This window comes from Microbacterium sp. NPDC055502, assembly GCF_053643635.1.
Genome location: NZ_JBSHKJ010000001.1, coordinates 528,467 through 554,619 on the forward strand (window position 1 = coordinate 528,467; position 26,153 = coordinate 554,619).

Annotated in this window: 26 protein-coding genes; 11 read left to right on the forward strand and 15 right to left on the reverse strand. The window is 72.2% G+C overall.

Annotated features, from left to right (window positions below):
• Positions 1–73 precede the first annotated feature (73 nt).
• The 5 genes from ACWH95_RS02735 (at position 74) to ACWH95_RS02755 (ending at position 4,284) form a co-directional block, all read left to right on the forward strand.
• Positions 74–997, forward strand: coding sequence for an alpha/beta hydrolase (locus ACWH95_RS02735; protein ID WP_136034055.1), 924 nt, complete (start codon positions 74–76; stop codon positions 995–997).
• A complete protein-coding gene (locus tag ACWH95_RS02740) occupies positions 994–2,592 on the forward strand; it encodes a flavin-containing monooxygenase (RefSeq protein WP_454120118.1) in 1,599 nt (532 codons plus the stop codon). Before ACWH95_RS02735 ends, ACWH95_RS02740 begins: the two co-directional genes overlap by 4 nt.
• A gap of 77 nt (positions 2,593–2,669) precedes the next feature.
• Entirely contained in the window at positions 2,670–3,413 is a 744-nt protein-coding gene (locus ACWH95_RS02745; protein WP_454120119.1) for an SDR family NAD(P)-dependent oxidoreductase, read from the forward strand.
• Complete coding sequence (locus ACWH95_RS02750; protein ID WP_168387243.1) at positions 3,410–3,853, forward strand: acyl-CoA thioesterase; 444 nt, start codon at positions 3,410–3,412, stop codon at positions 3,851–3,853. The genes ACWH95_RS02745 and ACWH95_RS02750 overlap by 4 nt, the downstream gene beginning before the upstream one ends.
• Positions 3,850–4,284 carry a nuclear transport factor 2 family protein gene (locus ACWH95_RS02755; RefSeq protein WP_136045339.1) on the forward strand — a complete coding sequence of 145 codons (435 nt, stop codon included), beginning with the start codon at positions 3,850–3,852 and terminating at the stop codon, positions 4,282–4,284. Before ACWH95_RS02750 ends, ACWH95_RS02755 begins: the two co-directional genes overlap by 4 nt.
• Here the strand turns inward: ACWH95_RS02755 and ACWH95_RS02760 are convergent.
• A complete protein-coding gene (locus ACWH95_RS02760; protein ID WP_454120120.1) occupies positions 4,271–5,305 on the reverse strand; it encodes an MBL fold metallo-hydrolase in 1,035 nt (344 codons plus the stop codon). The two genes, ACWH95_RS02755 and ACWH95_RS02760, sit on opposite strands and share 14 nt — an antisense overlap.
• Positions 5,306–5,425: 120 nt before the next feature.
• On the opposite strand from ACWH95_RS02760, the gene ACWH95_RS02765 reads away from it, so the two are divergent.
• Both ACWH95_RS02765 and ACWH95_RS02770 read left to right on the forward strand, forming a co-directional pair.
• Positions 5,426–6,790 carry an MFS transporter gene (locus ACWH95_RS02765; protein WP_454120121.1) on the forward strand — a complete coding sequence of 455 codons (1,365 nt, stop codon included), beginning with the start codon at positions 5,426–5,428 and terminating at the stop codon, positions 6,788–6,790.
• The gene (locus tag ACWH95_RS02770) at positions 6,787–7,947 is read left to right on the forward strand and encodes an NADH:flavin oxidoreductase/NADH oxidase (RefSeq protein WP_454120122.1); all 1,161 of its coding nucleotides are present in this window, start codon (positions 6,787–6,789) and stop codon (positions 7,945–7,947) included. Before ACWH95_RS02765 ends, ACWH95_RS02770 begins: the two co-directional genes overlap by 4 nt.
• 16 nt (positions 7,948–7,963) lie before the next feature.
• Here the strand turns inward: ACWH95_RS02770 and ACWH95_RS02775 are convergent, their stop codons facing one another.
• From ACWH95_RS02775 to ACWH95_RS02795, 5 genes are read right to left on the reverse strand one after another with little or no spacing between them, the layout of a single operon-like run.
• Positions 7,964–8,425, reverse strand: coding sequence for a nuclear transport factor 2 family protein (locus ACWH95_RS02775; RefSeq protein ID WP_136034428.1), 462 nt, complete (start codon positions 8,423–8,425; stop codon positions 7,964–7,966).
• On the reverse strand, positions 8,410–9,156 hold the full coding sequence (locus ACWH95_RS02780; RefSeq protein ID WP_136034426.1) for a hypothetical protein: 747 nt from the start codon (positions 9,154–9,156) through the stop codon (positions 8,410–8,412). Before ACWH95_RS02780 ends, ACWH95_RS02775 begins: the two co-directional genes overlap by 16 nt.
• A gap of 54 nt (positions 9,157–9,210) precedes the next feature.
• Positions 9,211–11,241, reverse strand: a complete 2,031-nt coding sequence (locus tag ACWH95_RS02785) for a cytochrome b/b6 domain-containing protein (RefSeq protein ID WP_454120123.1) — start codon at positions 11,239–11,241, stop codon at positions 9,211–9,213.
• A 2-nt stretch (positions 11,242–11,243) separates the two neighbouring features.
• Positions 11,244–12,215 (reverse strand): electron transfer flavoprotein subunit alpha/FixB family protein, encoded by a 972-nt coding sequence (locus ACWH95_RS02790; RefSeq protein WP_454120124.1) that lies wholly within the window; start codon positions 12,213–12,215, stop codon positions 11,244–11,246.
• 1 nt (position 12,216) lies between these two features.
• Positions 12,217–12,993 (reverse strand): electron transfer flavoprotein subunit beta/FixA family protein, encoded by a 777-nt coding sequence (locus ACWH95_RS02795; protein ID WP_454120125.1) that lies wholly within the window; start codon positions 12,991–12,993, stop codon positions 12,217–12,219.
• A gap of 173 nt (positions 12,994–13,166) precedes the next feature.
• On the opposite strand from ACWH95_RS02795, the gene ACWH95_RS02800 reads away from it, so the two are divergent.
• The 3 genes from ACWH95_RS02800 to ACWH95_RS02810 are packed head-to-tail and all read left to right on the forward strand — an operon-like array spanning position 13,167 to position 14,614.
• Entirely contained in the window at positions 13,167–13,703 is a 537-nt protein-coding gene (locus ACWH95_RS02800; protein ID WP_136029549.1) for a MarR family winged helix-turn-helix transcriptional regulator, read from the forward strand.
• Positions 13,703–14,161, forward strand: coding sequence for an SRPBCC family protein (locus ACWH95_RS02805; RefSeq protein WP_136029547.1), 459 nt, complete (start codon positions 13,703–13,705; stop codon positions 14,159–14,161). The genes ACWH95_RS02800 and ACWH95_RS02805 overlap by 1 nt, the downstream gene beginning before the upstream one ends.
• Positions 14,162–14,170: 9 nt before the next feature.
• The gene (locus ACWH95_RS02810) at positions 14,171–14,614 is read left to right on the forward strand and encodes a YdeI/OmpD-associated family protein (RefSeq protein ID WP_136036581.1); all 444 of its coding nucleotides are present in this window, start codon (positions 14,171–14,173) and stop codon (positions 14,612–14,614) included.
• A gap of 91 nt (positions 14,615–14,705) precedes the next feature.
• Here ACWH95_RS02810 and ACWH95_RS02815 read toward each other — a convergent pair whose 3' ends face one another.
• The 4 genes from ACWH95_RS02815 to ACWH95_RS02830 form a co-directional block, all read right to left on the reverse strand.
• Positions 14,706–15,482 (reverse strand): enoyl-CoA hydratase-related protein, encoded by a 777-nt coding sequence (locus tag ACWH95_RS02815; RefSeq protein ID WP_378823376.1) that lies wholly within the window; start codon positions 15,480–15,482, stop codon positions 14,706–14,708.
• A gap of 124 nt (positions 15,483–15,606) precedes the next feature.
• Entirely contained in the window at positions 15,607–16,497 is an 891-nt protein-coding gene (gene mmsB, locus ACWH95_RS02820; protein ID WP_454120126.1) for a 3-hydroxyisobutyrate dehydrogenase, read from the reverse strand.
• The gene (locus tag ACWH95_RS02825; RefSeq protein ID WP_454120127.1) at positions 16,494–17,675 is read right to left on the reverse strand and encodes an acyl-CoA dehydrogenase family protein; all 1,182 of its coding nucleotides are present in this window, start codon (positions 17,673–17,675) and stop codon (positions 16,494–16,496) included. The genes mmsB and ACWH95_RS02825 overlap by 4 nt, the downstream gene beginning before the upstream one ends.
• A 17-nt stretch (positions 17,676–17,692) precedes the next feature.
• Entirely contained in the window at positions 17,693–19,192 is a 1,500-nt protein-coding gene (locus ACWH95_RS02830; protein WP_136029537.1) for a CoA-acylating methylmalonate-semialdehyde dehydrogenase, read from the reverse strand.
• A 408-nt stretch (positions 19,193–19,600) separates the two neighbouring features.
• Here ACWH95_RS02830 and ACWH95_RS02835 point away from each other — a divergent pair, with 408 nt between their 5' ends.
• Complete coding sequence (locus tag ACWH95_RS02835) at positions 19,601–20,200, forward strand: antibiotic biosynthesis monooxygenase (protein ID WP_447653260.1); 600 nt, start codon at positions 19,601–19,603, stop codon at positions 20,198–20,200.
• A gap of 3 nt (positions 20,201–20,203) precedes the next feature.
• On the opposite strand, the gene ACWH95_RS02840 is transcribed toward ACWH95_RS02835, so the two are convergent.
• The 5 genes from ACWH95_RS02840 to ACWH95_RS02860 form a co-directional block, all read right to left on the reverse strand.
• A complete protein-coding gene (locus tag ACWH95_RS02840; protein WP_136029535.1) occupies positions 20,204–21,682 on the reverse strand; it encodes an MFS transporter in 1,479 nt (492 codons plus the stop codon).
• A 148-nt stretch (positions 21,683–21,830) separates the two neighbouring features.
• Positions 21,831–23,021 (reverse strand): bifunctional 2-methylcitrate synthase/citrate synthase, encoded by a 1,191-nt coding sequence (locus ACWH95_RS02845; protein ID WP_136029533.1) that lies wholly within the window; start codon positions 23,019–23,021, stop codon positions 21,831–21,833.
• 2 nt (positions 23,022–23,023) lie between these two features.
• On the reverse strand, positions 23,024–23,926 hold the full coding sequence (gene prpB / locus ACWH95_RS02850; RefSeq protein ID WP_247637818.1) for a methylisocitrate lyase: 903 nt from the start codon (positions 23,924–23,926) through the stop codon (positions 23,024–23,026).
• Positions 23,926–25,452: an MmgE/PrpD family protein gene (locus ACWH95_RS02855; protein ID WP_454120128.1), complete on the reverse strand. Its 1,527-nt coding sequence runs from the start codon at positions 25,450–25,452 to the stop codon at positions 23,926–23,928. Before ACWH95_RS02855 ends, prpB begins: the two co-directional genes overlap by 1 nt.
• Positions 25,449–26,114 (reverse strand): GntR family transcriptional regulator, encoded by a 666-nt coding sequence (locus tag ACWH95_RS02860; RefSeq protein ID WP_136029526.1) that lies wholly within the window; start codon positions 26,112–26,114, stop codon positions 25,449–25,451. The genes ACWH95_RS02855 and ACWH95_RS02860 overlap by 4 nt, the downstream gene beginning before the upstream one ends.
• Between the last annotated feature and the right edge of the window lie 39 nt (positions 26,115–26,153).

Genomic DNA, 26,153 nt, shown 5'->3' on the forward strand with positions numbered 1-26,153 from the left:
CTCGTCGTTGAGTGAGATATTCCTGATCGTACTATGACTAACAGTCATACCGACGCCGATCGAAGGAGATCAGGTGGACGAGACGACCCGGATGCTGGACCTGCTCAACGCGACGTTCCCGCCGATCTGGACGATGGACCCGCTGGCGGGACGCGCCGCCGTGGATGCGCGCATCCGCCCCGCCGCGAACCTCGACGACGCCGACGCGGAGGACGCGGTGGTCGCGCGCGGCACGCACCCGATCCCGATCCGCGTGTACCGCCCCGCGACGATCCGCGATGGCGCGCCCGCCACCGTGTACGCGCACGGCGGCGGCTTTCTGCACGGCTCGATCGCCGGACACGACGGCTTCTGCCGACGCTGGGCGCGGGAGACGGAGTCGATCGTCGTGTCGGTCGACTACCGGCTCGCGCCGGAGGCGGGACCCGGCGCCGCCCGGGACGACCTCGTGGCCGCCGCGGACTGGGCGATCGCGGCGGGCCTCGCGCCGCACGGGCTGCTCCTCGCAGGGGACAGCTCGGGGGGCAACATCGCCGCCGGCGCCGCGATCGCCCTCCGCGACTGCGGCCACAGCCCCGTCGTCGGCCAGGTGCTGCTGTACCCGTTCCTGGACCCGGCCATGGCCACGGAGAGCCATCGCACGCGAGCCGCGGGGTACTTCGTGACCGCCGAGCTGCTCGCCCACTACTGGCGCACCTTCCTCGGTGACACCGCCGACCGGGTCCACCCCGACGTCACGCCGCTCGCGGTCGACGACCTGGGCGATCTGCCGCCCGCCGTCGTCGTGACCGCCGGGCTCGACCCGCTGTGCGACGAGGGGGCGCTGTACGCCCGGCGTCTCCGCGCCGCCGGGGTGCCCGTGGTCGAGCGACACCATCCCGACCAGTTCCACGGATTCCTCACGATCCCCGGCTACGGCCCCGCCGCGTCCGCCGCGGCCCTCCTCTGGAGCGACGTGCGCGCGCTCACCCCCACCCCTGCGAAGGAGCAGACATGACCACCCAGCACGACCTCCTCGTCGTCGGCGCCGGCCTCGCCGGGCTGTACACCACGATCCACGCCGAACGGGCCGGGCTCGACGTGCTCGGGCTGGAGGCCGGCGACGACGTGGGAGGCACCTGGTACTGGAACCGCTACCCCGGTGCGCGGTGCGACGTGGAGAGCATCGACTACTCGTTCTCGTTCGACGACGAGCTGCAGCGCGAATGGCGATGGACCGAGCGCTATGCGACACAGCCCGAGATCCTGCGCTACCTGAACCACGTGGCCGACCGCTTCGACGTGCGCCGCCACTACCGGTTCGGGCAGCGCCTGTCCGCCGCGACCTGGGACGAGGGGCTGCAGCACTGGGAGGTGCGCACGGAGACCGGGCTGACGGCGACCGCGCGGTGGCTGGTGATGGCGACGGGCGGGCTCTCGAAGCCGCAGCTGCCCGATCTCCCCGGGCGCGACACCTTCGCCGGCACCGTGCTGCAGACCTCCGCCTGGCCCGAGGGCCCGGTCGACCTGCGGGGGCGGCGCGTGGCCGTGATCGGCACGGGGTCGTCCGGTGTGCAGGCCATCCCGCTGCTCGCGGAGCAGGCGTCCGAGCTCACGGTGTATCAGCGCAGCGCCAACTACAGCGTGCCCGCGTTCAACCGTCCGATCGACGACGAGGAGTGCGCACAGCAGCAGCGGGCCCTACCGCGACGGCGCGAGCTGTCGTGGAACGGTGCCGCGGGCTCGCCGTGGACGAGTCATCCCGTGCCCTTCGCGGAGACCGGCGAGGAGGAGCGGCGGGCGGTGTTCGAGGAGAGCTGGACCCGCGGCGGCGTGCTGTTCGCGAAGGCGTTTCAGGGCCTCACGGTCGACCCGGTGATCAACGACGCCGCGCGGTTGTTCTTCGAGGAGAAGCTCGCCGAGCGGGTGCATGATCCCGAGGTGCGCGCGACGCTGACCCCGCGCGATCACCCCGTGGGCACCAAGCGCATCTGCACGGACTCGGGCTACTACGAGACGTTCAACGCCCCGCACGTGACGCTCGTGGATCTGCGCACGGAGCCTCTCGCCGAGGTCACCCCCACCGGCATCCGCACGGCCGCCCGGCACCGCGAGCACGACGTGATCGTGTACGCCACGGGCTTCGACGCCATGACCGGGGCCCTGACGGCGATCGACATCCGGGGCCGCGAGGGCCGCTCGCTGCGCGAGGACTGGAGCGGCTTTCCCTCCACCTACCTCGGTATCGGACTGCCCGGGTACCCGAACCTGCTGGTGCTGAACGGCCCGGGCAGCCCCAGCGTGCTGTCGAACATGGCGCTGACGTCGGAGCAGCAGGGCGACCTGGCGCTGCGGATGATCGCGCACTGCCGTGACCGCGGGTTCACGTCGATCGAGGCGCGCGCGGATGCGGCGGAGGCGTGGACGGCGCACTCCCTCGAGCTCGCCGACCGCACGCTGTTCGGCTCCGCACCCTCGTGGTACACCGGCGCCAACATCGCGGGGAAGGCTCGCGGCTTCCTGCCGTACATCGGCGGCTTCAAGGCCTACATCGACCGGTGCGAGGAGGTCGCCGCCGCCGGGTTCCGCGGTTTCGTGCTGTCGTCGCGCTGATCGCGGAGTCGGGCTGGCCTTCGGACGACCTCGCCGCTAGAGTCAAACAAGCAAATGCTTGGGCAAAGGAGCGCGGGATGAGTGCCATCGACCTCGGATTCACCACGGGAGACGCGGTGCTCATCACCGGCGCGGGCAGCGGCATCGGCCGGGCGACCGCCGTGCGCGCCGCCGAGCTCGGGCTGGCCCTGAGCCTGTGGGATCTGAACCCCGAGGGACTCGAGGAGACCGCGACGCAGGTGCGCGCGGTCGCCCCCGCGGTGCACACCTGGGTGGCCGACGTGTCGGACGATGCCGCCGTGTCCGCGGGTTTCGCCGACGCCGCCGCCACCCTCGGCCCGGTGCGCTACCTGCACAACAACGCCGGCCCCGCGTCTGCTTCCACACTCCCCTTCGACCGTGCCCTGGAGATCTGCGTGGGCAGCGTGCGCCGTGTGACCGACGCCTGGGCGGCGGCCGGTCCCGGCACCGGCGCCGCGATGGTCGCCACCACCTCGGTCGCCGGCAACCTCGTGGGCACCGACAGCGCGTGGTACTCCGCCGCGAAGGCCGCCATCATGGGCTACGTCCGCCACCTCGCCGCCCACCGCGCCCACGAGTTCCGCTCCAACGGCGTGGCGCCCGGGATGACCGACACCCCGCGGCTCGCCGGGTTCGCGAGCAGCGAGACCGGACAGCGTGTCCTCACGCGCATTCCGCTGAAGCGCATGGCCACGCCCGACGACATCGCCTGGGCCACACTGTTCCTGCTCTCGCCGCTCGCGGGCTACGTCAACGGCGCCTTCCTCCCGGTCGACGGGGGCTGGACGGTCACCCAGTGAGCGCGGAGCCCGAGCGCCCGGTGCTGCACTCCCACACGACCCGCCTCAGCTACGCGGACACCGACCCCGCGGGGATCCTCTACTACGCCGCCTGGTTCCCGAAGATGGAGGCGCTGCAGTCGGAGTTCCTCTATCTGCAGGGGCTACGGCAGGACACGCTGGTCGAGCGCTTCGGGTGGTGGACGGTGTCACGCGCCACGACGTGCGAGTACCTGGCCGCAGCCCGCCTGTTCGACGAGGTGCGCATCGACCTGCGTCTGGGACGCATCGGCGCCTCGTCGTTCCGCTTCGCGTTCCGCATGACCCGACTCGACGACGACGTGCCGGTCGCGCGCGCCGAGAACACGGTCGTGACGGTCTCCCCCGCGCAGGAGCCCGTGCGCATCCCCGCCGACCTGCGCGCGCACCTGGAGCGCTGGGCGGGAGGGGGTGCCGCATGAACGTCGACCTGCGCACGATCGGCGACCGTCAGGAGATCGCGATGCTGCTCGCCCGCATCGCCCACCTGGCCGACGCGGGAGACCCCGCGGAGTACGTGCGGTGCTTCACTCCGGACGCGGTCTGGGACCTCACCGACGCGACCGACCTGCCGATGGACGTGCAGACGATCTCCGGGAGGGCGGCGCTGCTCGCGGGCGTGCACGAGCGCCGTGCGGCCGGCATCCAGGGCCCGGGCACCCACACGCGGCACGACGTGTCGAGCATCGCGGTCGAGGTGGACGGCGACCGGGCGCGGTCGCGCGCCTACTTCCGCTACTACCGCGGCACCGACGGGGCGCCGGTGCTCGCGGCGATGGGGGTGTACGCCGACGAGTTCGTGCGCGACGGCGACCGCTGGCTGCTGCGGCGACGCGTGATCAGCCGGGGCTGAGCCACGCGCGGGCCCGGCCGCTGCGTACGAGCTCGCGGTGCATCTCGGTCTGCCGCAGCGCGGAGTGCAGCCAGAATCCGTCGAGCCCCTGCCATCCCGCGGTCCACGTGAGGCGCTGCGCGTACTCCCACACCGGGCTGTCGCCGAGCTCGTCGACCAGCGCTGCCACCTCGGCCGTGCGACGCAGATGGTGGGCCGCGATCCGAGCCCGCCGTTCCCTCAGCCCGGTGAACCGGAACTCGTGGCCGGGCAGCACCGTGAAGGCGTCGAACGGCGCCAGGCGGTCGAGCGAGTCGAGCAGGTCACCCAGGGGCTCATCGCCCGGCAGCACGCCGATGCCGACACCCGAGTAGATGCGCGGCAGCACGTGATCGCCCGTGAACAGCAGTCGCGCCTCTCGGTCGGCGAGGCAGACGTGACCGCCCGTGTGCCCCGGGGTCGCGACGACCTCGAGGCGCCGCCCGCCGAGGTCGAGCACGTCGCCGTGGGCGAGCAGCACGTCGGGCTCCACGTCGCCGGTGAGGGACGGACGCGTGAACGACGCCAGGAGCTCGGCGTGGCGATCGCGGGGGACGCCCCAGCGCTCGACCGTATGGCGGTAGGCCGCGGGGTCGGTGGCCGCGGGATCGACCACGACACCCAGCACCCGTCGCTCGGCGGACGACATCGCGATGCGGGCTCCCGTGCGGTCGCGGAGCCGTGCGGCGAGCCCGAGGTGGTCGGGGTGGTGGTGGGTCACGACGACCGTCGCGAGCTCGGACAGCGCGCGGCCGGCGGCGGCGAACGCATCCTCGATGCGGGACAGGTTGCCCGGGGTGTCCCACCCCGGATCGATCAGGTGCACGCCGTCGCCGCCGAGCACGGCGTAGGCGAGCGTGCCGGGCAGCGTGCCCTCGGGGATCTCGACCGGGATGCACCACAGGCCGGGGGCGATCTCGGCGGGCGGGCGCAGTTCACCGCGATCCCACGCCGTCCGCTCCGCCTCGTCGACGGGGACCACGTCGTCCGCTACCGCGTTCATGACACCACCCTAGCAATCGCTTGTTCATTTCACGAGATCCGGCTAGCCTGACGCCTGGGACGCGGTCCCGCGAGCGGGACGGTGACAGTGGAGTCGGGACGAGAGCGCCACGAGCGCGCAGTGGTCGCACTGCTCGCCGCATGCGGCATGCTGACCTCCCTGCAGTTCACGCTCATCGTGCCCATCCTGCCGCTCATGCCCGCCCTGCTCGGCACCACGGCCGCCGATGCGTCCTGGCTCATCACGGTCACCCTGCTCACCGGGGTGGTCGGCACACCGGTGGTGACGCGGCTCGCCGACCTGCACGGCCGCCGGCGGATGCTGCTCGTGGCCATGGCGCTGCTCGTCGCCGGATCGGTCATCGCGGCCGTCGTGCCCGGATTCCTCGCGGTGCTCATCGGCCGAGCGCTCCAGGGCTTCGGCACCGCCGTGGTGCCGATCGGCATCGCCCTCCTGAGCGCCCTCGTCTCCCGCCGCCGCGCCGTGCTCGGCATCGCCCTCATGAGCGGCACGCTCGGCATGGGCTCCGCGCTGGGCCTCGTGCTCGCCGGGCCGCTGCTCGCGTGGGGCGGACTGCCGGCCGTGTTCTGGTGCTCCGCCATCGTGGGCGCCGTGTTCTGCGTGCTCATCCGGCTGCGCATCGATGAAGCCCCCACGCGGCCCGTGCGGGGATTCGACGGCATCGGGGCCGTGCTGCTCGCGCTCGGGCTCACGGCTCTGCTGCTCGCCATCTCGCGGGGTCAGTACTGGGGATGGGCCAGCATGCCGACGCTCGGACTCGCGGCACTCGCGGCCGCGGCACTGCTCGCCTGGCTGCTGTGGGAGCGACGGCACCCGGCACCGCTGATCGACGTGCGCACGAGCCTGCGCGCGCCGATCCTGCCGATCAACGTGGCCTCGTTCTTCGCGACGGCCGGCATGTACGCCAACCACCTGCTCACCACCCAGGAGGCCCTGGCACCCGCCGCGACCGGCTACGGCCTGGCCACCACGACCGCCGCCGCCGGGCTCTTCCTGCTGCCGTCCGCCGTGACGATGATCGCCCTCGCGCCCCTCGCCGCCCGTGTGATCAGTCGCTTCGGCGGGCAGCGCGCACTGCTGCTGGGGTCGTCGCTCATGGCCGCGGCGTTCCTGCTGCGGATGCTGTTCCACGGCGCGGCCCTGCCCGTCCTGCTCGGCTCGGCACTGGTCGGCGCGGGGGTGGCGTTCGCGTTCGCGGCGATGCCGTCGCTCATCACCGCCTCGGTCCCTCCAGACGAGGTCGCCACCGCGAACGGTGTGAACTCGGTCATCCGCACGCTGTCCGGCGCGGTCGTCGCCGCTCTCTTCGCGTTCGCGATCACCGCCCTGCCCTCGGCCGCCGATCCGTCCTTCCTGTCCGAGCAGGCGCTTCTGCTGTGCTTCGGCGCCGCAGCGCTGTGCGGTGCCGTGACCGCCGTGCTCGCCACCGTCCTCCGCCTCCCCCGTCTCCCGGAGTCGCCATGACCCTGTACTCGCCACTGACCCTGCGCTCCGTGACGCTGCCCAACCGCATCGGCATCTCCCCCATGTGCATGTACGCGTCCCGTGAGGGCTTCGTGACCGACTTCCACGTCGCGCATCTCGGACGCTTCGCCCTGGGTGGTGCGGGGCTCGTGATCGCCGAGGCGACGGCCGTGCATCCGCGGGGCCGCATCTCGCCGTTCGACGCGGGGCTGTGGAGCGACGAGCAGGTGCCGGGGTGGGGTCGGGTCGCCGAGGTCGTGGGTGCCGCGGGCGCCGTTCCCGGGGTGCAGCTGGGCCACGCGGGGCGGCGGGCAGCGGTGCGCGAGCCGTGGCGGGCCGGTGCACCCCTGGACGAGACCGACGCCGCGGTCGGCCACGGCCCCTGGCCCCTCGACGCCCCGAGCGCCCTGGCGGCAGGACCGGGCCACGCCGTGCCCGCGGCGGTCACCGCGGCCGACATCGCCCGCTCCGTGCAGGACTGGCACGACGCCGCGGTGCGGGCGGTCGCCGCGGGGTTCCGCTTCGTCGAGCTGCACGGCGCCCACGGCTACCTGCTGCACTCGTTCCTCTCCCCCGTGTCGAACCGTCGCACCGACGCGTACGGCGGCAGTCCGCAGAACCGGCTCCGCTACCCGCGCGAGGTGGTCGCCGCCGTGCGGTCGGCGATCGGCGACGGCATCCCGCTGTCGTTCCGGCTGTCCGCGGTCGACGGCGCCGCGGACGGACTGGGGATCGACGACACGGTCGGCATCGCGCGCGCCCTCGCCGCGGAGGGCGTGGACCTCATCGACACCTCGTCCGGGGGCATCACCACCGACCGCTCGACGGACACCAGGGTCCGTCGCGGCTTCGCCTTCCACGCCGACTTCTCCCGCCGCATCCGCGACGAGGCCGGGGTGCCGACCGCGACGGTGGGCCTGATCGTGGACCCCGTGCAGGCCGATCGACTGCTCGACCACGGCGACGCCGATCTCGTGCTGCTCGGCCGGGAGGCGCTCGACGACCCCAACTGGCCGCATCACGCGCGCGCGGCGCTCGGCGACGACAGCCACGAGGGATGGGACGTGCGGTTCGGCAGCGCCCTCGGTCCGCGCGCGCGGACGCTCGCCCGGCTCGCCGCCGCGGGTGAGACCCCGCTCTCGCGCTTCGAGGGCTGAGCCGGAGCCCGAGCACTCAGGGAGCGAGCAGCTCTCTGGCGACCGCATCCCCGTCGAGCAGGTGATTGCGGCGCTCCCGCACGCGCCATCCGTTCGTCGTGCGCACCAGTTCCCACCGGTTGGCGCTGACCCGCTCCGCTTCCCAGTGGTCGCCGTCGCGCAGCAGCACCACGGAGTGCGTCACGGCCACCGCTGTGTCCCCGTCGATCTCGATCCGAGGGGCGGAGAGTACGTGCGCGCAGCCGCGGCGCAGATACTCGCGGTGCGACGGCAGGTCGACCAGGGTCCGGATACCGTCCGCGTCCAGAACCGTGTCGTCAAAGCGGTAGGTGCCATCCGCCGCCCAGAGCGCCGAGACCTCGGCGGCGTCCGCGCTGTCCACGGCGGGCCCGTACCGCGCGATCAGCTCGGCGATCTCTGCGCGGTCCTCGAGCGCCCGCAGCCGCCGTTCGAGATCGGCGCTCACCAGTCCTGCCACGGGATGATCGTGTGCACCGGGGTCGACAGCACGACCTCGCCCGCCCCGGGGAACCGCTCTTCCACGGCGCGCAGAGCCGGGGTCACGAGGTCGGGATCGTCCTCCAGATAGAGCAGGCGGAGGCGCAGGGACCCCGGCTCATCGGCCGGGCTCTCGTCGAACGGCAGGGAGGAGTGCCGCTGCGGGTGGCTGTACGAGAAGGTCCAGGCGCCGGCGACGCCGTCCACGTCGAGCAGGGCCGGGATGAGTTCGCGGTCCTCTCGCCGATGCGCCTCGTGGGCCTTGTGGCCATGCGGCTCGGCGAAGCGGGTGGCGGTGAGGTGCAGTCCGCGGTTCGGGCGGTAGGGCAGCACGTCGGGCGACACCAGAGCGCGCGGGGCGGCATAGCCCTTCACCGGACGGAAGAACGCGAGCAGGGGGCGCTGGATGCCCGGGAGCAGCGGCCCGCGACCCCACTGGAACGAGGCCTCCCCGAGCGCATCCCACGCGGCGACGGACTCGTCGACCGGGTCGCGGAACCAGTACATGGCGACGAAGTCCACAGCGCCGGCGAGTGACCCTGTGGCCAGACCATCACCCGTCGGTCGCACTTCCCACCGGTCTCCCCCTGCGACGCCGGGCAGGGCGAGGTTCTCGGGCCGGTGGTCGAGCTGATGCCAGCGGTTGTACTCGGCGTGCTGTGAGCGGTCGTCGAGACGGACGAAGGAGAAGAAGGCGAGAGGCAGCGACACGCCCCAGTCAAGCGTTTGCTTGGTGACCTGTCAACACCCACTCGCGTCGGGCGATCAGCGACCGGAGACCTTCCCGAAGAGCTTCGCGATCGGGGCGAGCACGAGCGGACGCGCCGCCGCCCATGCGCCCGCGATCACGACGAGCGAGAGCACGAACACCCAGAACCCGGTCCAGGTCGCCGCATCCTGCGCCGCGAACATGTGGTTGAGGTTGCGCTGGAACCCGGTGAGCATCACGAGTGCCACGTGCACGACGATGAACGCCACGAAGTACAGCATGATCGGGAAGTGCAGCGCGCGCGCCCACTCCACCGGGTACGCCTTCGACAGCCGCTCCGCCCTCTTCGGCCACAGCCCCGACATGCGGAAACCGGTGGCGGCGGCGAGCGGCGCCGCCACGAACACGGTCACGAAGTAGGCGAGCTGCTGCAGGCTGTTGTAGTTGTTCCAGCCGTTCTCGTGCGGCCAGTCGAGCGAGACGTACTGCAGGGCCGCCGACAGCGCGTTCGGGAAGACCTCCCAGCTCGTCGGCACGATGCGCACCCAGTGCCCGGTGACGAAGAGCAGCACCACGAAGGCCACGCCGTTCACGAGCCACAGGATGTCGAGCGCCTGGTGGAACCAGAGGTTCAGGCTGATCTTTCCCTTGGGGTTGTTCCGCGGCGTCCAGAACACGGTCGGCCGCTTCTCGGTGCGCACCTGCAGACCCGAGCGGATGATCAGCACGATCAGGAACATGTTGAAGAAATGCGCCCAGTTGACCCACGGCGCGAAGCCCGGCTCGACCGGGATCGCCGGCTCGTACTCGCCGGGGAACGCAGCCAGGAAGTCCTGCATGAACGGGACGCTCAGCAGCGCCCGCACCAGCGCGACGGCCGCGCCGGCCAGCACGCCCAGGGCCGCGGCACCGAAGAGCCCCGCGATCGCCTGCGTCCAGGTCGGGCGGCGGCGACCCGTGTCCGGAGAGGTCGTGAGGTGACGCGGCGCACGGCCGTTCCACACCGTCCGCGTCCACGGCAGCGGCGTCGCGAGGTCGGCGGCCGGCACGATCTCCGTCGTGCTCGGCGTCGCGGCGGCGGGAACGGCAGCGGCAGCGGGAGCGGTGGCGGCGGGAGCGGTCGCGGCGGGAGCGGTGGCGGCGGGAGCGGTGGCGGCGGGAGCGGCGGCAGCGGGAACGGCGGCAGCGGCGGGAGCGGCAGCAGCGGCGGAAGCGGCGGAAGCTGCAGCAGCGGCGGCGGGAGCGGCAGCTGTCCCAGTAGCGGCCGGAGTGGTCGCGGCGGGCGTGGGAGCGGCGGGCGTGGGAGCGGTCGCAGCAGCGGCGGGAGCGGCAGCTGTCCCGATGGCCGACGGCACGGTCCCGGCGGACGACGGCACGGTCCCGGCGGGCGGCCACGGCTCGCCACCGGCGACGCGCGGCAGACCCCGGCGCACCGTCGCGGCGCCGGGTGTGGTCGAGGGGGCGGACGGCGCGCCGCCCGCGATCGAGGCTCCGGGCGCATCAGTCGCCGCACCCTCGGCGGGCAAGGCGATCCCGGGTGCCGCGCCACCGGGTGCAGCGGCACCGGGTGCCGCGGCACCGGGCGCAGCCGCCACCGAAGCAGCTGCCACCGAAGCAGCGGCACCGGGCGCAGCCGTCACCGAAGCGGCCTCGGGAACGGGGGCGGGCTCGGCGCCGGTCGCAGATCCGAGCCCGGCGGAGGCCGACGCGGGCGGCCAGGGCTCTCCGCCCGGAACGCGCGGCAGGCCTCGACGAAGACGCGACGGCCCGGATGCGGCCGTCGCGGGAGCCGGCGCGGCGACAGAGGAGGCCGCGGAGCTCGTGCTCGGCTCGGCCGGCGGGGTCGTCTCGGCGCTGGTCTCGATCACGGGCGATGCGGCCGCGACGCCGACACCGCTCGCACCTTCCTCCGCGGCCTCGGAACCGACAGCGGCCCCGGGCTGCGCCTGCGAGCCGGAGAGGGCCGCCGACGCCTCATCCGCACCGACGGAGGCCGCATCCGCGACCTCGACGGACACGTCGGCCGGCGGCCACGGCTCGCCACCGGGCACACGCGGCAGACCGCGTCGCAGCATCCGCGTGGCCATGACTACTTCTTCCGCGCCTCGAGCGCGGCGATCACCTGCGGCACGATCGTGAACACGTCGCCGACGATGCCGAAGTCCGCGACGTCGAAGATCGGCGCCTCCGGGTCTTTGTTGATCGCGACGATGTTCTTCGACGTCTGCATGCCCGCCCGGTGCTGGATCGCGCCGGAGATGCCGAGCGCGACGTACAGCTGCGGCGACACCGAGACACCCGTCTGCCCGACCTGGTGCGACTGGGGGATGTAGCCCGCGTCGACGGCCGCGCGCGAGGCGCCGACCGCCGCACCGAGGGCGTCGGCGAGCTCCTCGACGAGCACGAACTTCTCCTTCGACGCCAGGCCGCGCCCGCCGGAGACGACACGGGCCGCCCCGCGCAGCTCGGGCCGGGTCGACGTGGCCTCGACGGCTTCGACCGGACCGGCGGTCGCCGCGACCGCACCCGACGGGGCGACCGTCAGCTGCTCGACCTGCGGGGAGGCGACGGCCTCGGCCCGCGCGTCGACCGCGCCCTGCCGCACCGTGACCACGAGCGTGCCGTAGGTCGCGGCCGCATCGACGAGGTAGGCCCCGCCGTACACCGAGTGGTGGGCCACGACGCCCTCCTCGTCGCGGGAGACCCCCACGGCGTCGACGGCGAGCGCACCGGGGAGGCGCACCGCGAGGCGACCGGCGACGTCGCGTCCGGAGATCGAGTTCGACACGAGCACCGCATCGGGCTGCACCTGTGCGACCGCGGCCTGCAGGGCGTCGACGAGCGGCACGGTGAGCGCGGTCGCATCGCCCTCGGCGGTCAGCACGACGGCGGCACCGGCGGCCGCGGCCTGATCCACGGCCTCCTTCCCGCCGCCCACGACGAGAGCCACGGGGGTGCCGATGCCGGCCGCAGCCCCCAACAGGGCGGCGGTGCTGCTGGCGGCGTTGCCCGACGGGTCGAGGTCGACCAGGACGAGGATCGGGTTCTCGGGGTACGCCATGTCACACCAGCCTGTTCTGCACGAGGAAGTCGACGAGCTTGTCGGCGGCATCGCCCTCGTCGGTGATCTTGACGCCCGCGGCGCGCGGGGGCTTCTCCGCGACCGCGGTCATGATGGTGCGGGGCGCGGCGGCGGGATCGGCCGACACGTCGAGGTCGGCGAGGGTCAGCACCTCCAGCGGCTTCTTCTTCGCCGCCATGATGCCCTTGAAGTTCGGGAACCGGGCGTCGGGAAGCGCCTCGGTGATCGAGATGACGGCGGGCAGCGGTGCCGTGACCTGCTGTCCGCCGAAGTCCGCACCGCGGGTGCCCGAGACGCCGTCCGCCGTGATCTCCACGGACGTGAGCGCGGTGGCCTGCGCCCAGCCCAGGTGCTCGGCGAGCATGGCGGGGATCACACCGCCGGAGCCGTCGGTCGAGAGGTTGCCCGTGATGACGAGGCCGGGGGCGCCACGACGGATGGCCGCGGCGAGGACCTCCGCGGTGAGCCCCAGGTCGGCGCCCGCGAGCTGCTCGTCCGCGATGTGGATGGCCGAACCGGCTCCGATCGCGAGCGCGCGCCGCACCGACGCGGTGGACCCCTCGGGTGCCATGGCGACGGCGACGACCTCGGTGCCCTCGTTCTTGTCGGCGTAGCTCAGGGCCACTTCGAGGGCCCGCTCCGTGATCTCGTCGAGCACGACGTCTCCGGCCGCACGATCCGCGAGCCCCGTCTCGAGATCCAGCTTGCGATCGCCATAGGTGTCCGGCACCTCTTTGACCAGGACGAAGATCTTCATCGAATGCTCCTCACGACACGGCGAGTCTATCGGCATGGCGGTCTATGTAGCCAAAAACCGAGGAAACCCCCGGCTGCGGCCCGCGAATCCGCGGTGAATGTATACATAACCGACAGCCACGCCCTGCGCGACCGCGTCCGAGGCAACCCGCGACGCGCCGGTACCGTAGAGACGTGGTCCGCCCTCGCCCTCTCCCCGTCGATCCGCTCGCCGAAGCCAAGCGGCAGTGGGTCGCGCACGGCTGGACCGACGCGGCCGACGGCATGACGGTCGTCACCTCGGTCATGCGCGCGCAGCAGCTGCTGCTCGCCCGGGTCGACGCGGCCCTCAAGCCCTTCGCGCTGAGCTTCGCGCGGTACGAGGTGCTGCGGCTGCTCGCGTTCAGCCGCACCGGGCGGCTTCCGCTGTCGAGCGTCGTCGCGCGCCTCCAGGTGCATGCGACCACGGTCACCAGCACCGCCGAGCGCCTGGTCCGCGACGGCCTCGTCGTGCGCGAGCCGCACCCGCACGACGGCCGGGCCGCGATGCTCGCACTGACCGCGGAGGGACGCGACCTGGTCGAGCGTGCCACCGCCGCGCTCAACGCCGACGTGTTCGCCGACCCCGGCCTGAGCCACGACGACGCCGCCGAACTGGTCGCGATCGTCGCCCGCATGCGCCGCGACGCCGGGGACTTCATCGACCCCCGCCCCCTCCCCGAGCCCCTCTGATGCCCCGGTTCGTGATCGAGACCGTCGTCGCCGCGCCTCCGCAGGAGGTGTTCGACGCCGCGCTCGACCCGGCCCTGCACCTCGCGTCGATGGCCCGCTACGGCGAGACGATGATCGAGGAACCCGCGGGTGGCCGCTTCTCCGAGGGGTCGACGGTGACCTGGCGCGCGCGGCACTTCGGCATCCCCTTCCGGCTGCGCTCCGTGGTCTTCGACATCGAGGCGCCGTCCCGGTTCACCGACCGCCAGCTCCGCGGGCCGTTCGGCGACCTCCGGCACGAGCACGTCTTCGAACCGCATCCGCGCGGCACCCTCATGCGCGACACCATCGCGTTCCACTCGCCCCTCGGGCCGCTCGGCCGCCTCGTCGACGCCCTGGTGCTCGGCCGCTACATGGAACGGCTCATCCGCGAGCGCAACGACGCCCTGGTCGCTGCGATCGAGGGGCGGCGGGCGTAACCTCTGGGCATGAGCGAACTGCGCCTGCACACCGTCCTCACCGGTCGCGGTCCCGCCGCGGCGATCCAGCTCACCGACGAGCAGGTCGCCTCGTTCGGGGCCGGCAAGAGCTTCCCCGTCGCCGTCACCATCGGCGGCCGCACCGCGCGACTGCGGCTGGCCCGCATGGGCGGCGAGAACCTCATCGGCTTCAGCAAGGCGGTTCGCGCCGACCTCGGGGTGGAGATCGACCAGGAGGTCGACGCCGTGATCCGCCTCGACACCGCCGAGCGCACCGTCGACGTGCCGCCCGCGCTGGCCGAGGCGCTCGACGCCGACCCCGCCCTGCGGGCGGCCTTCGACGCCCTCTCCCCCAGCGCCCGCAAGGAGCACGCGCGCGCGGTCGCCGACGCCAAGCAGCCGGCGACGCGCGACCGCCGGATCGCGAAGATCCTCGACGGTCTCCGCGGCTGACCGTTCACAGCCCCTCGGGACCCCGGGCGAACCGGCGCCACACCGCGCGGCGCGCAGCAGTCCCGCGTCTCTGAGGAGCCGTGAACCGGGGTCAGCGGTTCTGGAAGTCGGGCTGGCGCTTCTCGCGGAACGCGGCCATGCCCTCCTTCTGGTCGGCCGTGTCGAACAGCGCCGCGAACGCCTCCTTCTCGTGAGCGAGGCCCTCCGCGAGCGTGGTCTCCATGGCCGCATCGAGGGCGGCCTTGGCGGCGTACACCGACGGCAGCGACTTCGCCGCGATGCCCTCCGCGAGCGCGGTCGCCTCGGCCAGCAGCTCCGCCGCGGGCACGACGCGCGACACCAGTCCCGCCCGCTCGGCCTCCTCCGCGCCGAGGAAGCGGCCGGACAGCACGAGCTCGGCCGCCTTGTAGTAGCCGACCGCGCGGATGAGCCGCTGCGTGCCGCCCATGCCCGGGATGACGCCGAGGTTGATCTCGGGCTGGCCGAACTGCGCGGTGTCGGCCGCGAGGATGATGTCGCACATCATCGCCAGCTCGCACCCCCCGCCGAGCGCGAAGCCCGACACCGCGGCGATGACCGGGGTGCGCACGGCGGCGAAGTCCCGCCACGCCCCGAAGTGATCCGTCTCGCGCATCTGCGCCGCCGACATCCCCTCCATCTCCTTGATGTCGGCTCCGGCGGCGAACGCCTTCTCCGAACCCGTGACGACGATCGCGCCGATGCCGTCGTCGGCGTCGAAGGCGAGCGCGGCGGCCGTGACCTCCTCGGCGACGGTGCTGTTCAGCGCGTTGAGGGCCTGCGGGCGGTTCAGGGTGATCCATCCGACCCGTCCGCGCTGCTCCACCAGGATCGTCTCGTACTCGGTCATCTGTCTCCCTCTCCGTCGTGGTTCTGCTTCAGTATCGCCCGTCGCGTCGCTCGCCCGTCGCCGGCGCTCCCGCTCGGGCACCGGTCGTCCGGTCGCCGGCGCTCCGTGCTCCGCGACGGGGGTGCTACACGCGGTCGTCGCGGATGTCGGTGATGATGCCGGAGAAGTCGCGCGTGGCCCCGTCGCCCGCGGCGTACGCGGCGTAGAGCTGCTGCGCGAGCCGGCCCATCTTCGCGTCGGTGGAGGTCTGCTCGATCGCCTGCAGCGCGAGCCCGAGATCCTTCGCCATGAGCGCCCCCGCGAAGCCGGGCTGATAGTCGCGGTTGGCGGGGCTCGTGGGCACCGGACCGGGCACGGGGCAGTTCGTCGTGATCGACCAGCACTGCCCCGACGCCTGCGACACCACGTCGAACAGCGCCTGGTGCTCGAGCCCCAGCCGCTCGCCGAGCACGAACGCCTCCGCCACGGCGATCTGCGACACCGCGAGCACCATGTTGTTGCAGACCTTCGCCGCCTGGCCGAGACCCGAGCCACCGCAGTGCACGATCCGCTTGCCCATGACCTCGAGCAGCGGCAGTGCCGCCGCGTAGTCCTCGTCCGAGCCGCCCACCATGAACGCCAGCGTCCCGGCCTCGGCGCCCACGACCCCGCCGGACACCGGGGCGTCGATGTTGCGGTGACCGGCGGCGAGCGCGAGCGCGTGCGCGGCGCGGGCCTCGTCGACCGCGATCGTGGACGACTCGATGAACAGGGTGCCGGGGCGCGCCGCCGCCAGCAGCTCGGTGCGATACGCCTCGATCACGTGCTTCCCGGCGGGGAACATCGTGATCACGACCTCCGCGTCGGTCACGGCCTCCGCGCCGCTGGCCGCCACCGGGATCCCGGCCGCCGCCCGCGCCGCCTCCACGGCCGCGGGCACGAGGTCGAAGCCGTGCACCTCGTGTCCCGCCGCGACGAGGTTCTTCGCCATCGGCAGGCCCATGTGGCCGAGGCCGAGGAAGGCCACGCGGGTCATGAGGCGCTCCGCATTGACGCCGACCCCGCCGGCCGCAGCATCTCCCGGCCGACGATGAGTCGCATGATCTCGTTGGTGCCCTCGAGGATCTGGTGCACGCGCAGGTCGCGGACGATCTTCTCGATGCCGTAGTCCTGCAGGTAGCCGTAGCCGCCGTGCAGCTGCAGCGCGCGGTTGGCGACGTCGAAGCCGGCGTCGGTGGCGAACCGCTTCGCCATGGCGCAGCGCATCGTGGCGTCCGGCGCCTTCGCGTCCACCGCCTCCGCACCGTCGCGCACCATGAGCCGCGCGGCCTGGAGATCGGTGCGCATGTCGGCGATCGCGAACAGGATCGACTGCTTCTCGGCCAGCGGCTCCCCGAACGCCACCCGCTCGTGCACGTACTGCACGGCGCAGTCGAGGGCCGCCTGGGCTCCGCCGAGCGAGCAGGCGGCGATGTTGAGGCGCCCGCCGTTGAGCGCCGACATCGCGATCGCGAACCCGCGACCCTCGTCGCCGAGCATCGCGGCTGCGGGCACCCGCACGCCGTCGAGGATCACCTGCCGGGTGGGCTGCGCGTGCCAGCCCATCTTCTTCTCCGGGGCGCCGAAGCTCAGCCCCTCGGCGTCGCCCGGCACGAGGAAGGCGCTGATGCCGCGCGCCCCCGGCTCGCCCGTCCGCGCCATCACGACGTACACGGCCGCCTCGCCCGCCCCCGAGATGAACTGCTTGACGCCGGTGAGCTGGTAGTCGTCGCCGTCGCGCACGGCGCTGGTCGCCACGTTGGCGGCGTCGGATCCGACCCCCGGCTCGGTGAGGCAGTAGCCGCCGAACTCCTGCATGGCCGTGAGCTGCGGCAGCCAGGCGGCACGCTGGGTGTCGTCGCCGTAGGTGTCGATCATCCACACCACCATGTTGTGGATGGAGATGTAGGCGGCGACCGCGGGGTCGGCCTTGGCGAGCTCCTCGAAGATCGCGACGGTGTCGACGCGGGACAGCCCGGTGCCGCCGTACTCCTCGCTCACGTAGATGCCGCCGAGCCCGAGCTCGCCGCCGCGGTTGAGCGACTCCCGTGGGAACAGGTGCTTCTCGTCGCGCTCGGCGGCCTGCGGGGCGAGCTCGGTCTCGGCGAACTCGCGGACGGCGTCGAGGATGGCCTCGCGCTCCTCGGCGGTGGTGGTGACGCTGGTCATGGTCATGTCGGTTCCTCGGGCGTTCAGTGCATGGTGGGGATGACGAAGCTGGCGCCGTCGCGGATGCCGCTGGGCCAGCGACTCGTCACCGTCTTGGTCTTGGTGTAGAAGCGGAAGGCATCGGCGCCGTGCTGGTTGAGGTCGCCGAAGCCGCTGCGCTTCCAGCCGCCGAAGGTGTAGTACGCGATGGGCACCGGGATCGGCACGTTCACCCCGACCATGCCGACCTCCACACGGGCGGCGAAGTCGCGGGCCGCGTCGCCGTCGCGCGTGAAGATCGCGACGCCGTTGCCGTACTCGTGCTCCGACGCCATCCGCAGCGCCTCCTCGTAGTCCGCGGCCCTCGCGATCACGAGCACGGGACCGAAGATCTCCTCACGGTAGATCGCCATGTCGGTCGTCACGTGGTCGAACAGCGTCGGCCCGAGGTAGAACCCCTCCTCGTGCCCTGGCACCGTGAAGCCGCGGCCGTCGGCGAGGAGCGTCGCCCCCTCGTCCACGCCCTGCTGGATGTAGCCGGTGACGCGGTCCACGGCGTCGCGCGAGACCAGCGGGCCGTAGTCGACGTCGGCCGCGAGCGAGGGCCCGACCCGCAGCTGGGCGACCCGCTCGACGAGCTTGGCCGCGAGCGCGTCCGCCGTCTCCTCCCCCACGGGCACCGCGACCGAGATCGCCATGCAGCGCTCGCCCGCCGAACCGTAGCCCGCGCCGATCAGCGCGTCCACCGCCTGGTCGAGGTCGGCGTCGGGCATCACGATCATGTGGTTCTTGGCGCCGCCGAAGCACTGCGCCCGCTTGCCGTGCGCGGCCGCGGTGGCGTAGATGTACTCGGCGATGGGTGTCGAGCCCACGAAGCCGACCGCGCGGATCCGGTCGTCGCTCAGCAGCGTGTCGACCGCCTCCTTGTCGCCGTGCACCACGTTGAGCACGCCCGCCGGGAGCCCGGCTTCGAGGAACAGCTCCGCCAGCCGGACGGGCACCGAGGGGTCGCGCTCGCTGGGCTTGAGCACCACGGCGTTGCCGGCGGCGAGCGCGGGCCCGGCCTTCCACAGCGGGATCATGGCCGGGAAGTTGAAGGGGGTGATGGCGGCGACGACACCCAGGGGCTGTCGCATCGAGTACACGTCGATGCCCGCGCCCGCGCCGGTGGAGTACTCCCCCTTGAGCAGGTGGGGCGCTCCGGCGGAGAACTCGATCACCTCGAGGCCGCGCTGGATGTCGCCCTTCGCGTCGTCGACGGTCTTGCCGTGCTCGCTCGCCAGCAGTTCGGCGAGCGACTGCATCTCGCGCTGCGCCAGGTCGAGGAACCGCAGCAGCACCCGCGCGCGCTTCTGCGGATTGGTCGCGGCCCAGGCGGCCTGCGCCTCCTCGGCGGTGGCGATCACGCGGCGCACCTCCTCGGCGGAGGCGAGCGGCACGCGCGCCTGCACCGCGCCGGTGCTCGGATCGAAGACGTCGGCGAAGCGTCCGTCGTCGGGGGTGAGAAGCGTTCCGCCCACGAAGTGCGGGATCGTACGGGTCATTGTGTGACATCCCTCCGTGCCGTCGTTGGCACATCGCGAGTTTACTCCGGCGTCCGTGAAAATACGAGGACGTCCTTGTATCTCCGCGCACGGCCGATCCCCGACCGAGCGGTGCCGTTCGCACCCCGTTCACCCGCGCGTCACCTCGGCCGATTACAACTGCAGGTGCACGGACAGTGACTCAGACCGGATCGGGTAATCGCGTCCTCCGTGCGCACGGTGAGCGCTCTCGCTCCCGTCGCGGCCCCCAACGCCGCGTGACCCCCGCCGAATCGGGTCGGCGGGGGTCTTCTCCGTGCGGACGCCGCCGCGCTCCGGCGAAATAGAATCGTGCTGGCGCCGCGACCCTGGCGCCCCCACCCCACCCGGCGTCCGCACCCCGATGCCCCCACCCCCGAGGACCGCACCATGTCCGCAACCGCCCCCGTGTCCGAGCCCGTCACCGTCTCCATCCGCCGCGAGGTCGACCCCGAGCGCATCGCCGAGGCGACCGCCTGGGTGCAGACCGGCGTGAACCTGGCGACGAAGTACCCGGGCTTCCTCGGCTCGGGGTGGGTGCGCGCGGGCGAGGACTCGCAGGTGTGGCACATGCTCTACCGCTTCGCGAGCGAGGAGTCGCTGACCGCCTGGGAGCAGTCGGGCGAGCGCACCTGGTGGCTCTCCATGGGCGAGGGCTTCGTGCGCAGCGAGCGCTCCAAGCGCCGCACCGGCATCGAGGGGTGGTTCGACGAGCCGTCCACGGGCTCCATCCCCGTGGTCGAGCCCGACGGCACGACCACGGTCGCCGTGGCCCCCGCACCGCCGCGCTGGAAGCAGGCGGTGTCGATCTGGCTCGGCTTCTTCCCCGTCAACCTCGTCTTCACCTACGCCATGAGCCCGGTGCCGGGATGGGACGGCCTGCCGATCTGGCTACGCGTTCTCGCGACCACGCTCGTGCTCACGCCGATCATGACCTACTGGGTGCTCCCCTGGGTCACCCGCTCCCTGCGCGGCTGGCTCGCCCGCTGACGCTCACGCGCCGTCCGGCGTGACCTTCTTCTTCCCCGGCTCGACGAGCGACAGCGGATCCGCGATGTCCTCCAGCGACTTGCCCGCCGCGCTCACCCCGAACACCCCGCAGACCACGCCGCCGAACATCATGATCGCGGCACCGAGCACGTAGCCCCAGAAGAGCGGGCCGCGGTCGCCGGACTCGGCGCTCGCCCCGATCAGCGCCCCGTAGAGCACCGGGGCGATCGCGCCGACGAGCTGGCCGATGGAGAAGACGTACGAGATCACCTGACTGCGCAGCTCCAGCGGGAAGATCTCGCTCACCGTCAGGTAGGCGGCGGACGCACCGGCGGAGGCGAAGAAGAACGAGGCGCACCAGAACGCCGTGTGCGTCGCGGCGTTCAGAACACCCGCGTTGAACAGGAAGGCGCTGACCAGCAGGATCAGCCCGGCGAGCACGTACGTGCCGAACAGCATGCGGCGCCGGCCCCACGTGTCGAAGAAGTGGCCGAGGATGAGGGCGCCGGCGAGGTTGCCGACCGCGAAGACGATGAAGTACTGCGACGCGGAGGCGGGCGGGGTGTCGTAGAAGTTCTCGAGCACCAGCGCGTAGGTGAAGAAGATCGCGTTGTAGAGGAACGACTGCGTCACCATCATCGTGATGCCGACCAGCGTACGGCGCGGGTACTTCTGGAACAGCACCTTCGCGATCACCAGGAACGGCACGCTGCCGTACTCCTTGACCGTGATCGCCTTGTCCTCGTCGACCGGGTCGATCGTCTTGCCCTCCTTGCGGATGCGCTCCTCGATCGCGTCGACGTTGCGCTCCGCCTCCTCCTCACGGCCGTGCGTCATCTGCCAGCGCGGGCTCTCCGGGATGTGCCGACGCAGCCAGATGATCAGCAGGCCGAGGATCGGACCGACGAAGAAGCTGAGCCGCCAGCCCAGGTCGGCGGGCAGGAGGTCGGTGTTGAGGAAGAACATGTTCGCCACGGCACCCAGGGCCGCACCGCCCCAGTAGGTGCCGTTGATCGCGATGTCGACGCGGCCGCGGTACTTCGCCGGGATGATCTCGTCGATCGCGGAGTTGATGGCGGCGTACTCGCCGCCGATGCCCGCGCCGGCGACGAACCGCCAGATGTAGAAGAACCACGGGGCGAACGCGAGACCGGCCACCGCGGAGCCCACGAGGTAGACCGCCAGCGAGATCAGGAAGAGGTTCTTGCGGCCGAGGCGATCGGCGAGGCGACCGAACACCAGCGCCCCGAACACCTGGCCCAGCAGGTAGCACGTGCCGGCGAGACCCACCTCGGCGGGGCCCATGCCGAGGGTCTCGGCATAGCCGTTCGCGGCGACGATCTGCACCTCGAGCCCGTCGAGGATCCACGAGAAGCCGAGGCCGACGACGATCATCCAGTGGAAGCGCGACCACGGCAGCCGGTCCATGCGCGCCGGGACGAGCGACCGGACCTCCTTGACGGTGACCTCGGATGCGGACATGAACCCTCCTTCGTGCGGGGCGCGAACGGCCCGCATCCGGTTCTACTCCGCCCGGGAATTCGCCGCATCGCCTTGACCCCGAGGGCTCCATCACGCTACAGCGCCGCCGAGAGCCCTCGGCGGCGCTGTCACATCGTGCTCGCGGCGGTCAGGCCGACGCCTCCTCGGGGCGCTCCTGCACCTCGATCGCGGCGGTGTCCGGCGTGTACCCCTCGACGTGCCGCTCCTCGGCTCCGACGTACGCCGAGAGCGGCCGGATCAGGGCGTTCGACGACTGCTGCTCCAGGATGTGCGCCGTCCACCCCGTGATCCGCGCCGCGACGAACAGCGGCGTGAAGGTCAGGGTGTCGAAGCCGATCAGGTTGTAGGCGGGGCCCGACGGGTAGTCCAGGTTCGGGTAGATGCCCTTGCGCTCCACGAACTCGCCCTCCAGACGCTCGTAGAGCTCGGCCACCTCCGGGCGGTCGTAGTGGCGCACCAGGGTGTCGAGCGCGGCCTTCATGGTGGGCACCCGCGAGTCGCCGCGCTTGTAGACGCGGTGACCGAACCCCATGATCTTGCGCTTCTCGGCCAGCGCCTTGTCGAGCCACTCGGTCACGCGGTCGGCCGCGCCGATCTCGTCGAAGATGTGCATCACGGCCTCGTTCGCACCGCCGTGCAGCGGGCCCTTGAGCGCCCCGATCGCCCCGACGACCGCGGAGTACAGGTCGCTGAGCGTCGAGGTGATCACGCGCGCCGTGAAGGTGGACGCGTTGAAGGAGTGCTCCGCGTAGAGCGTCATCGAGCGGTTGAACGCATCGACCACCACCGGGTCCTGCTCCTCGCCGAACGTCATCCAGAGGAAGTTCGCCGCGTAGTCCAGGTCGTCCCGCGGCTCGACCGCCGGCAGGTCCCGCCGCCGCCGCTGCCCGTAGGCGACGATCGCCGGAAGGGCCGCGAACAGGCGCAGGCTGCGCTCCAGGTTGACCTCGGGCGTGCCGACCGCATCGAGCACGTTGCGGATGCCGGCCGTCTCGACCGCGCCGATCACGCTCACCGCCGTGCGGACCTCGTCCATCGGGTGGGCGTCCAGCGGCAGCCGGTCGATCGCATCCTTCACCTCGGGCGTGAGGGCGCGGTGCCGCCGCTCCTCCAGCCGGAACGCCGCGAGCTCGTCCCCCGTGGGCAGCTCGCCGTTCCACAGCAGATACGCGACGGCCTCGAACGGCTGCGTGTCGGCGAGTTCCTGCACCGGGTAGCCGCGGTACAGCAGGCTGTTCGTCTCGGGGTTGACCTTCGAGATCGCGGTCGTGTCGACGACGACCCCCGCGAGGCCCTTCTTGATGTCCGGCTCGGTCATGCTCACTCCTTCGTGATGGTGAAGTTGAAGACCCCGGAGTCGAAGTGGTTGTACGACTCGTAGTCGATCAGGTCGTAGAGATCGGCGCGGTGCTGCATCTCGCCGAGCGTCGAGGTCAGATGCCCCTCGTCGTTCAGCGTATCGAGCGCACGGCCCGCGGCGCCCATCGCGATCCGCAGCAGCGACACCGGCCAGATCACCATCCGCACCCCGGCGCTGCGGAGCTGGTCGACCGAGAACAGCTCGCTCTTGCCGAACTCGGTCATGTTCGCGAGGATCGGCACGTCGAGCGCCTCCGCCATCGCCTCGAACTCGCCGAGCGTGCGCATCGCCTCGGGGAAGATCGCATCGGCACCCGCGTCGACCAGGGCCTTCGCGCGGTCGATCGCGGCGTCCAGTCCCTCGATCGCCCGGATGTCGGTGCGCGCCATGATCAGGAAGTTCTCGTCGCGGCGGGCGTCGGCGGCGGCACGGATCCGCTTGATCGCGGTGTCCTGATCGACCACGCTCTTGCCGTCGAGGTGACCGCAGCGCTTCGGGTTGATCTGGTCCTCGATGTGGGTGCCGGCGAGTCCCGCGTCCTCCAGCTCCTGAATGGTGCGGGCCACGTTCATGGGCTCGCCGAAGCCGGTGTCGGCGTCGACGATCGCGGGCAGGTCGGTCATGCGCGCGATCTGCTTGGCGCGTCCGGCGACCTCGGTCAGCGTCGTGAGGCCGATGTCGGGCAGCCCCAGGTCGGCGGAGAGCACCGCGCCCGAGATGTACACGCCGTCGAACCCCTTCTGCTCGATCAGCCGGGCGCTGAGCGGGTTGAACGCGCCGGGGAACCGCAGCAGCTCGCCCGAGGACAGGCGCTCCCGGAACAGCCGCCGCTTCTCGGCGGGCGTGACGGTGGAGTACAGCATCAGAACAGGCCTCGGGGAGCCGGGGCGGCGTCGAGCACACCGGGCTTCGCGACGATCGACAGCTCGGCGACCTCGGCGGCCGTGAGCTCGGGGAGGCGCTGCACGAGCTCCAGGAACCGGTCGATCTCGGCCGGGTCCAGCACGGGCTCCGCGAGCAGACGGAACTTCGCGATGTAGTCGGCGCGGGCGAACGGTCGCGCGCCGAGCGGGTGCGCATCGGCCACGGCGATCTCGTCGACCACGGTGCTGCCGTCGGTGAGGCGGATCTCGACGCGACCGCCGAACGCCTTCTCGTCCGGATCCTCCGAGTGGTAGCGGCGCGTCCACTCCGGGTCCTCGGCCGTGGTGATCTTGTGCCACAGGGCGACGGTGTCGGCGCGGCCCGCGCGCTCCGGGGCGTACGAGTCGACGTGGTGCCAGCCGCCGTCCTGCAGCGCGACCGCGAAGATGTACGGCACCGAGTGGTCGAGGGTCTCGCGCGACGCGGTGGGGTCGTACTTCTGCGGGTCGTTCGCGCCGGAGCCGATCACGTTGTGCGTGTGGTGGCTGGTGTGGATGACGATGGACTCGATGTTCGCGGGGTCGCGGAGGGCCGGGTTCGCGAAGCCGAGGCGGCGGGCGAGGTCGATCAGCGCCTGCGCCTGGTACTCCGCGGAGTGCTCCTTCGTGTACGAGTCGAGGATCGCGCGCTTCGGCTCACCCGCGGCGGGCAGCGGCACGTCGTACGCGGCGTCCTTGCCATCGAGCATCCAGGCGATCACGCCGTCCTCGCCCTCGTAGATCGGTGCCGGGCTGGTCTGTCCGCGCATCGCCCGGTCGACCGCCTCGACGGCCATCTTGCCCGCGAAGGCCGGGGCGTGCGCCTTCCACGTGGAGATCTCGCCCTTGCGGCTCTGCCGGGTCGCGGTGGTGGTGTGCAGCGCCTGGCCGACCGCCTGGTAGATGGTCTCGACGTCGAGGTCGAGCAGGGTGCCGATGCCGGCCGCGGCCGACGGGCCGAGGTGGGCGACGTGGTCGATCTTGTGCCGGTGCAGGCAGATCGCGCGCACCAGGTCCATCTGGATCTCGTAGCCGGTGGCGATGCCGCGCACGAGCGCCCGGCCGTCTTTGCCCGCGTGCTGGGCGACCGCGAGGATCGGCGGGATGTTGTCACCGGGGTGCGAGTACTCGGCGGCGAGGAACGTGTCGTGGTAGTCGAGCTCGCGCACGGCGACACCGTTCGCCCACGCCGCCCACTCCGGGCTGGTGCGGTGGTCGAGCGCGGCGCCGAACAGGTTCGCCCCGGCACCCCCGGTCGACACCGGGTGGCTGAACGCCTGCGCGCGGGCGGCCACGATGGGGGCGCGGGTGAGCGAGGCCGCGGCGACGGCGGCGTTATCGATGATGCGGTTGACGATCATGTCGACGACGGGCTGCTCGACCTCGACCCGGTCGACGGCGACCTCGGCGATCTTCCACGCGAGCTGGTCCTCGCGGGCGAGGTTCTCGGAGCTGGCGTGCACGCGGACGTGGTGGGTGACGGTCATGAGTGTCCTTCGCTGTCGGGGAGGGAGTCGAGGATGCCGGTGAGCGCGTTGTGCAGGTGCACGTGCGTGGCATGGGCGGCCAGGTCGCCGTCGCGCGCGGCGAGCGCCTGCGCGATCGTGCGGTGCTCGGCGGCCGACGCGGCGAGCCGGGCGGGCTTGTCCTTGGCCATGCGCCGCACCCGCACCAGGTGCGTGCGCACGGTGCGCAGGGCCGCGGCGATGTAGTCGTTGTCGACGGCGTCGTCGAGGGCCGCGTCGAAGCGGGCGATCAGGGCGTAGTAGGCGTCGCGGCCCGCGGCCCGCGTCAGGTCGACGTGGGAGAACTCGTCGGCGAGGGCGGCGAAGAGATCGGCGTCACCCCGGGCGGCGGCGAGGCGGGCCGAGGTCTCCTCCAGCGCGCGGCGGATCTCGAACAGCGAGCGGATGTCGTCGGCGTCGAGGGCGGCCACCACCGTGACCCGGGGGGACTGCTGCACCACCAGTCCGTCGGCGGCGAGGCGGCGGAGGGCTTCGCGCATCGGGGTGCGGCTGACGCCGAGGCGCTCGGCCTGCTCGACCTCGCCCAGCACGAACCCCGCGGGGAGGGCGCCCGACTGGATGCCGTCGAGGAGGGCCGCATAGGCGCGATCGCTCGCGGACGTGCGCTCGACAGGGAGAACCATGCCCTCAGTGTATACATAAACCCGCTCGAGGTGGACGCG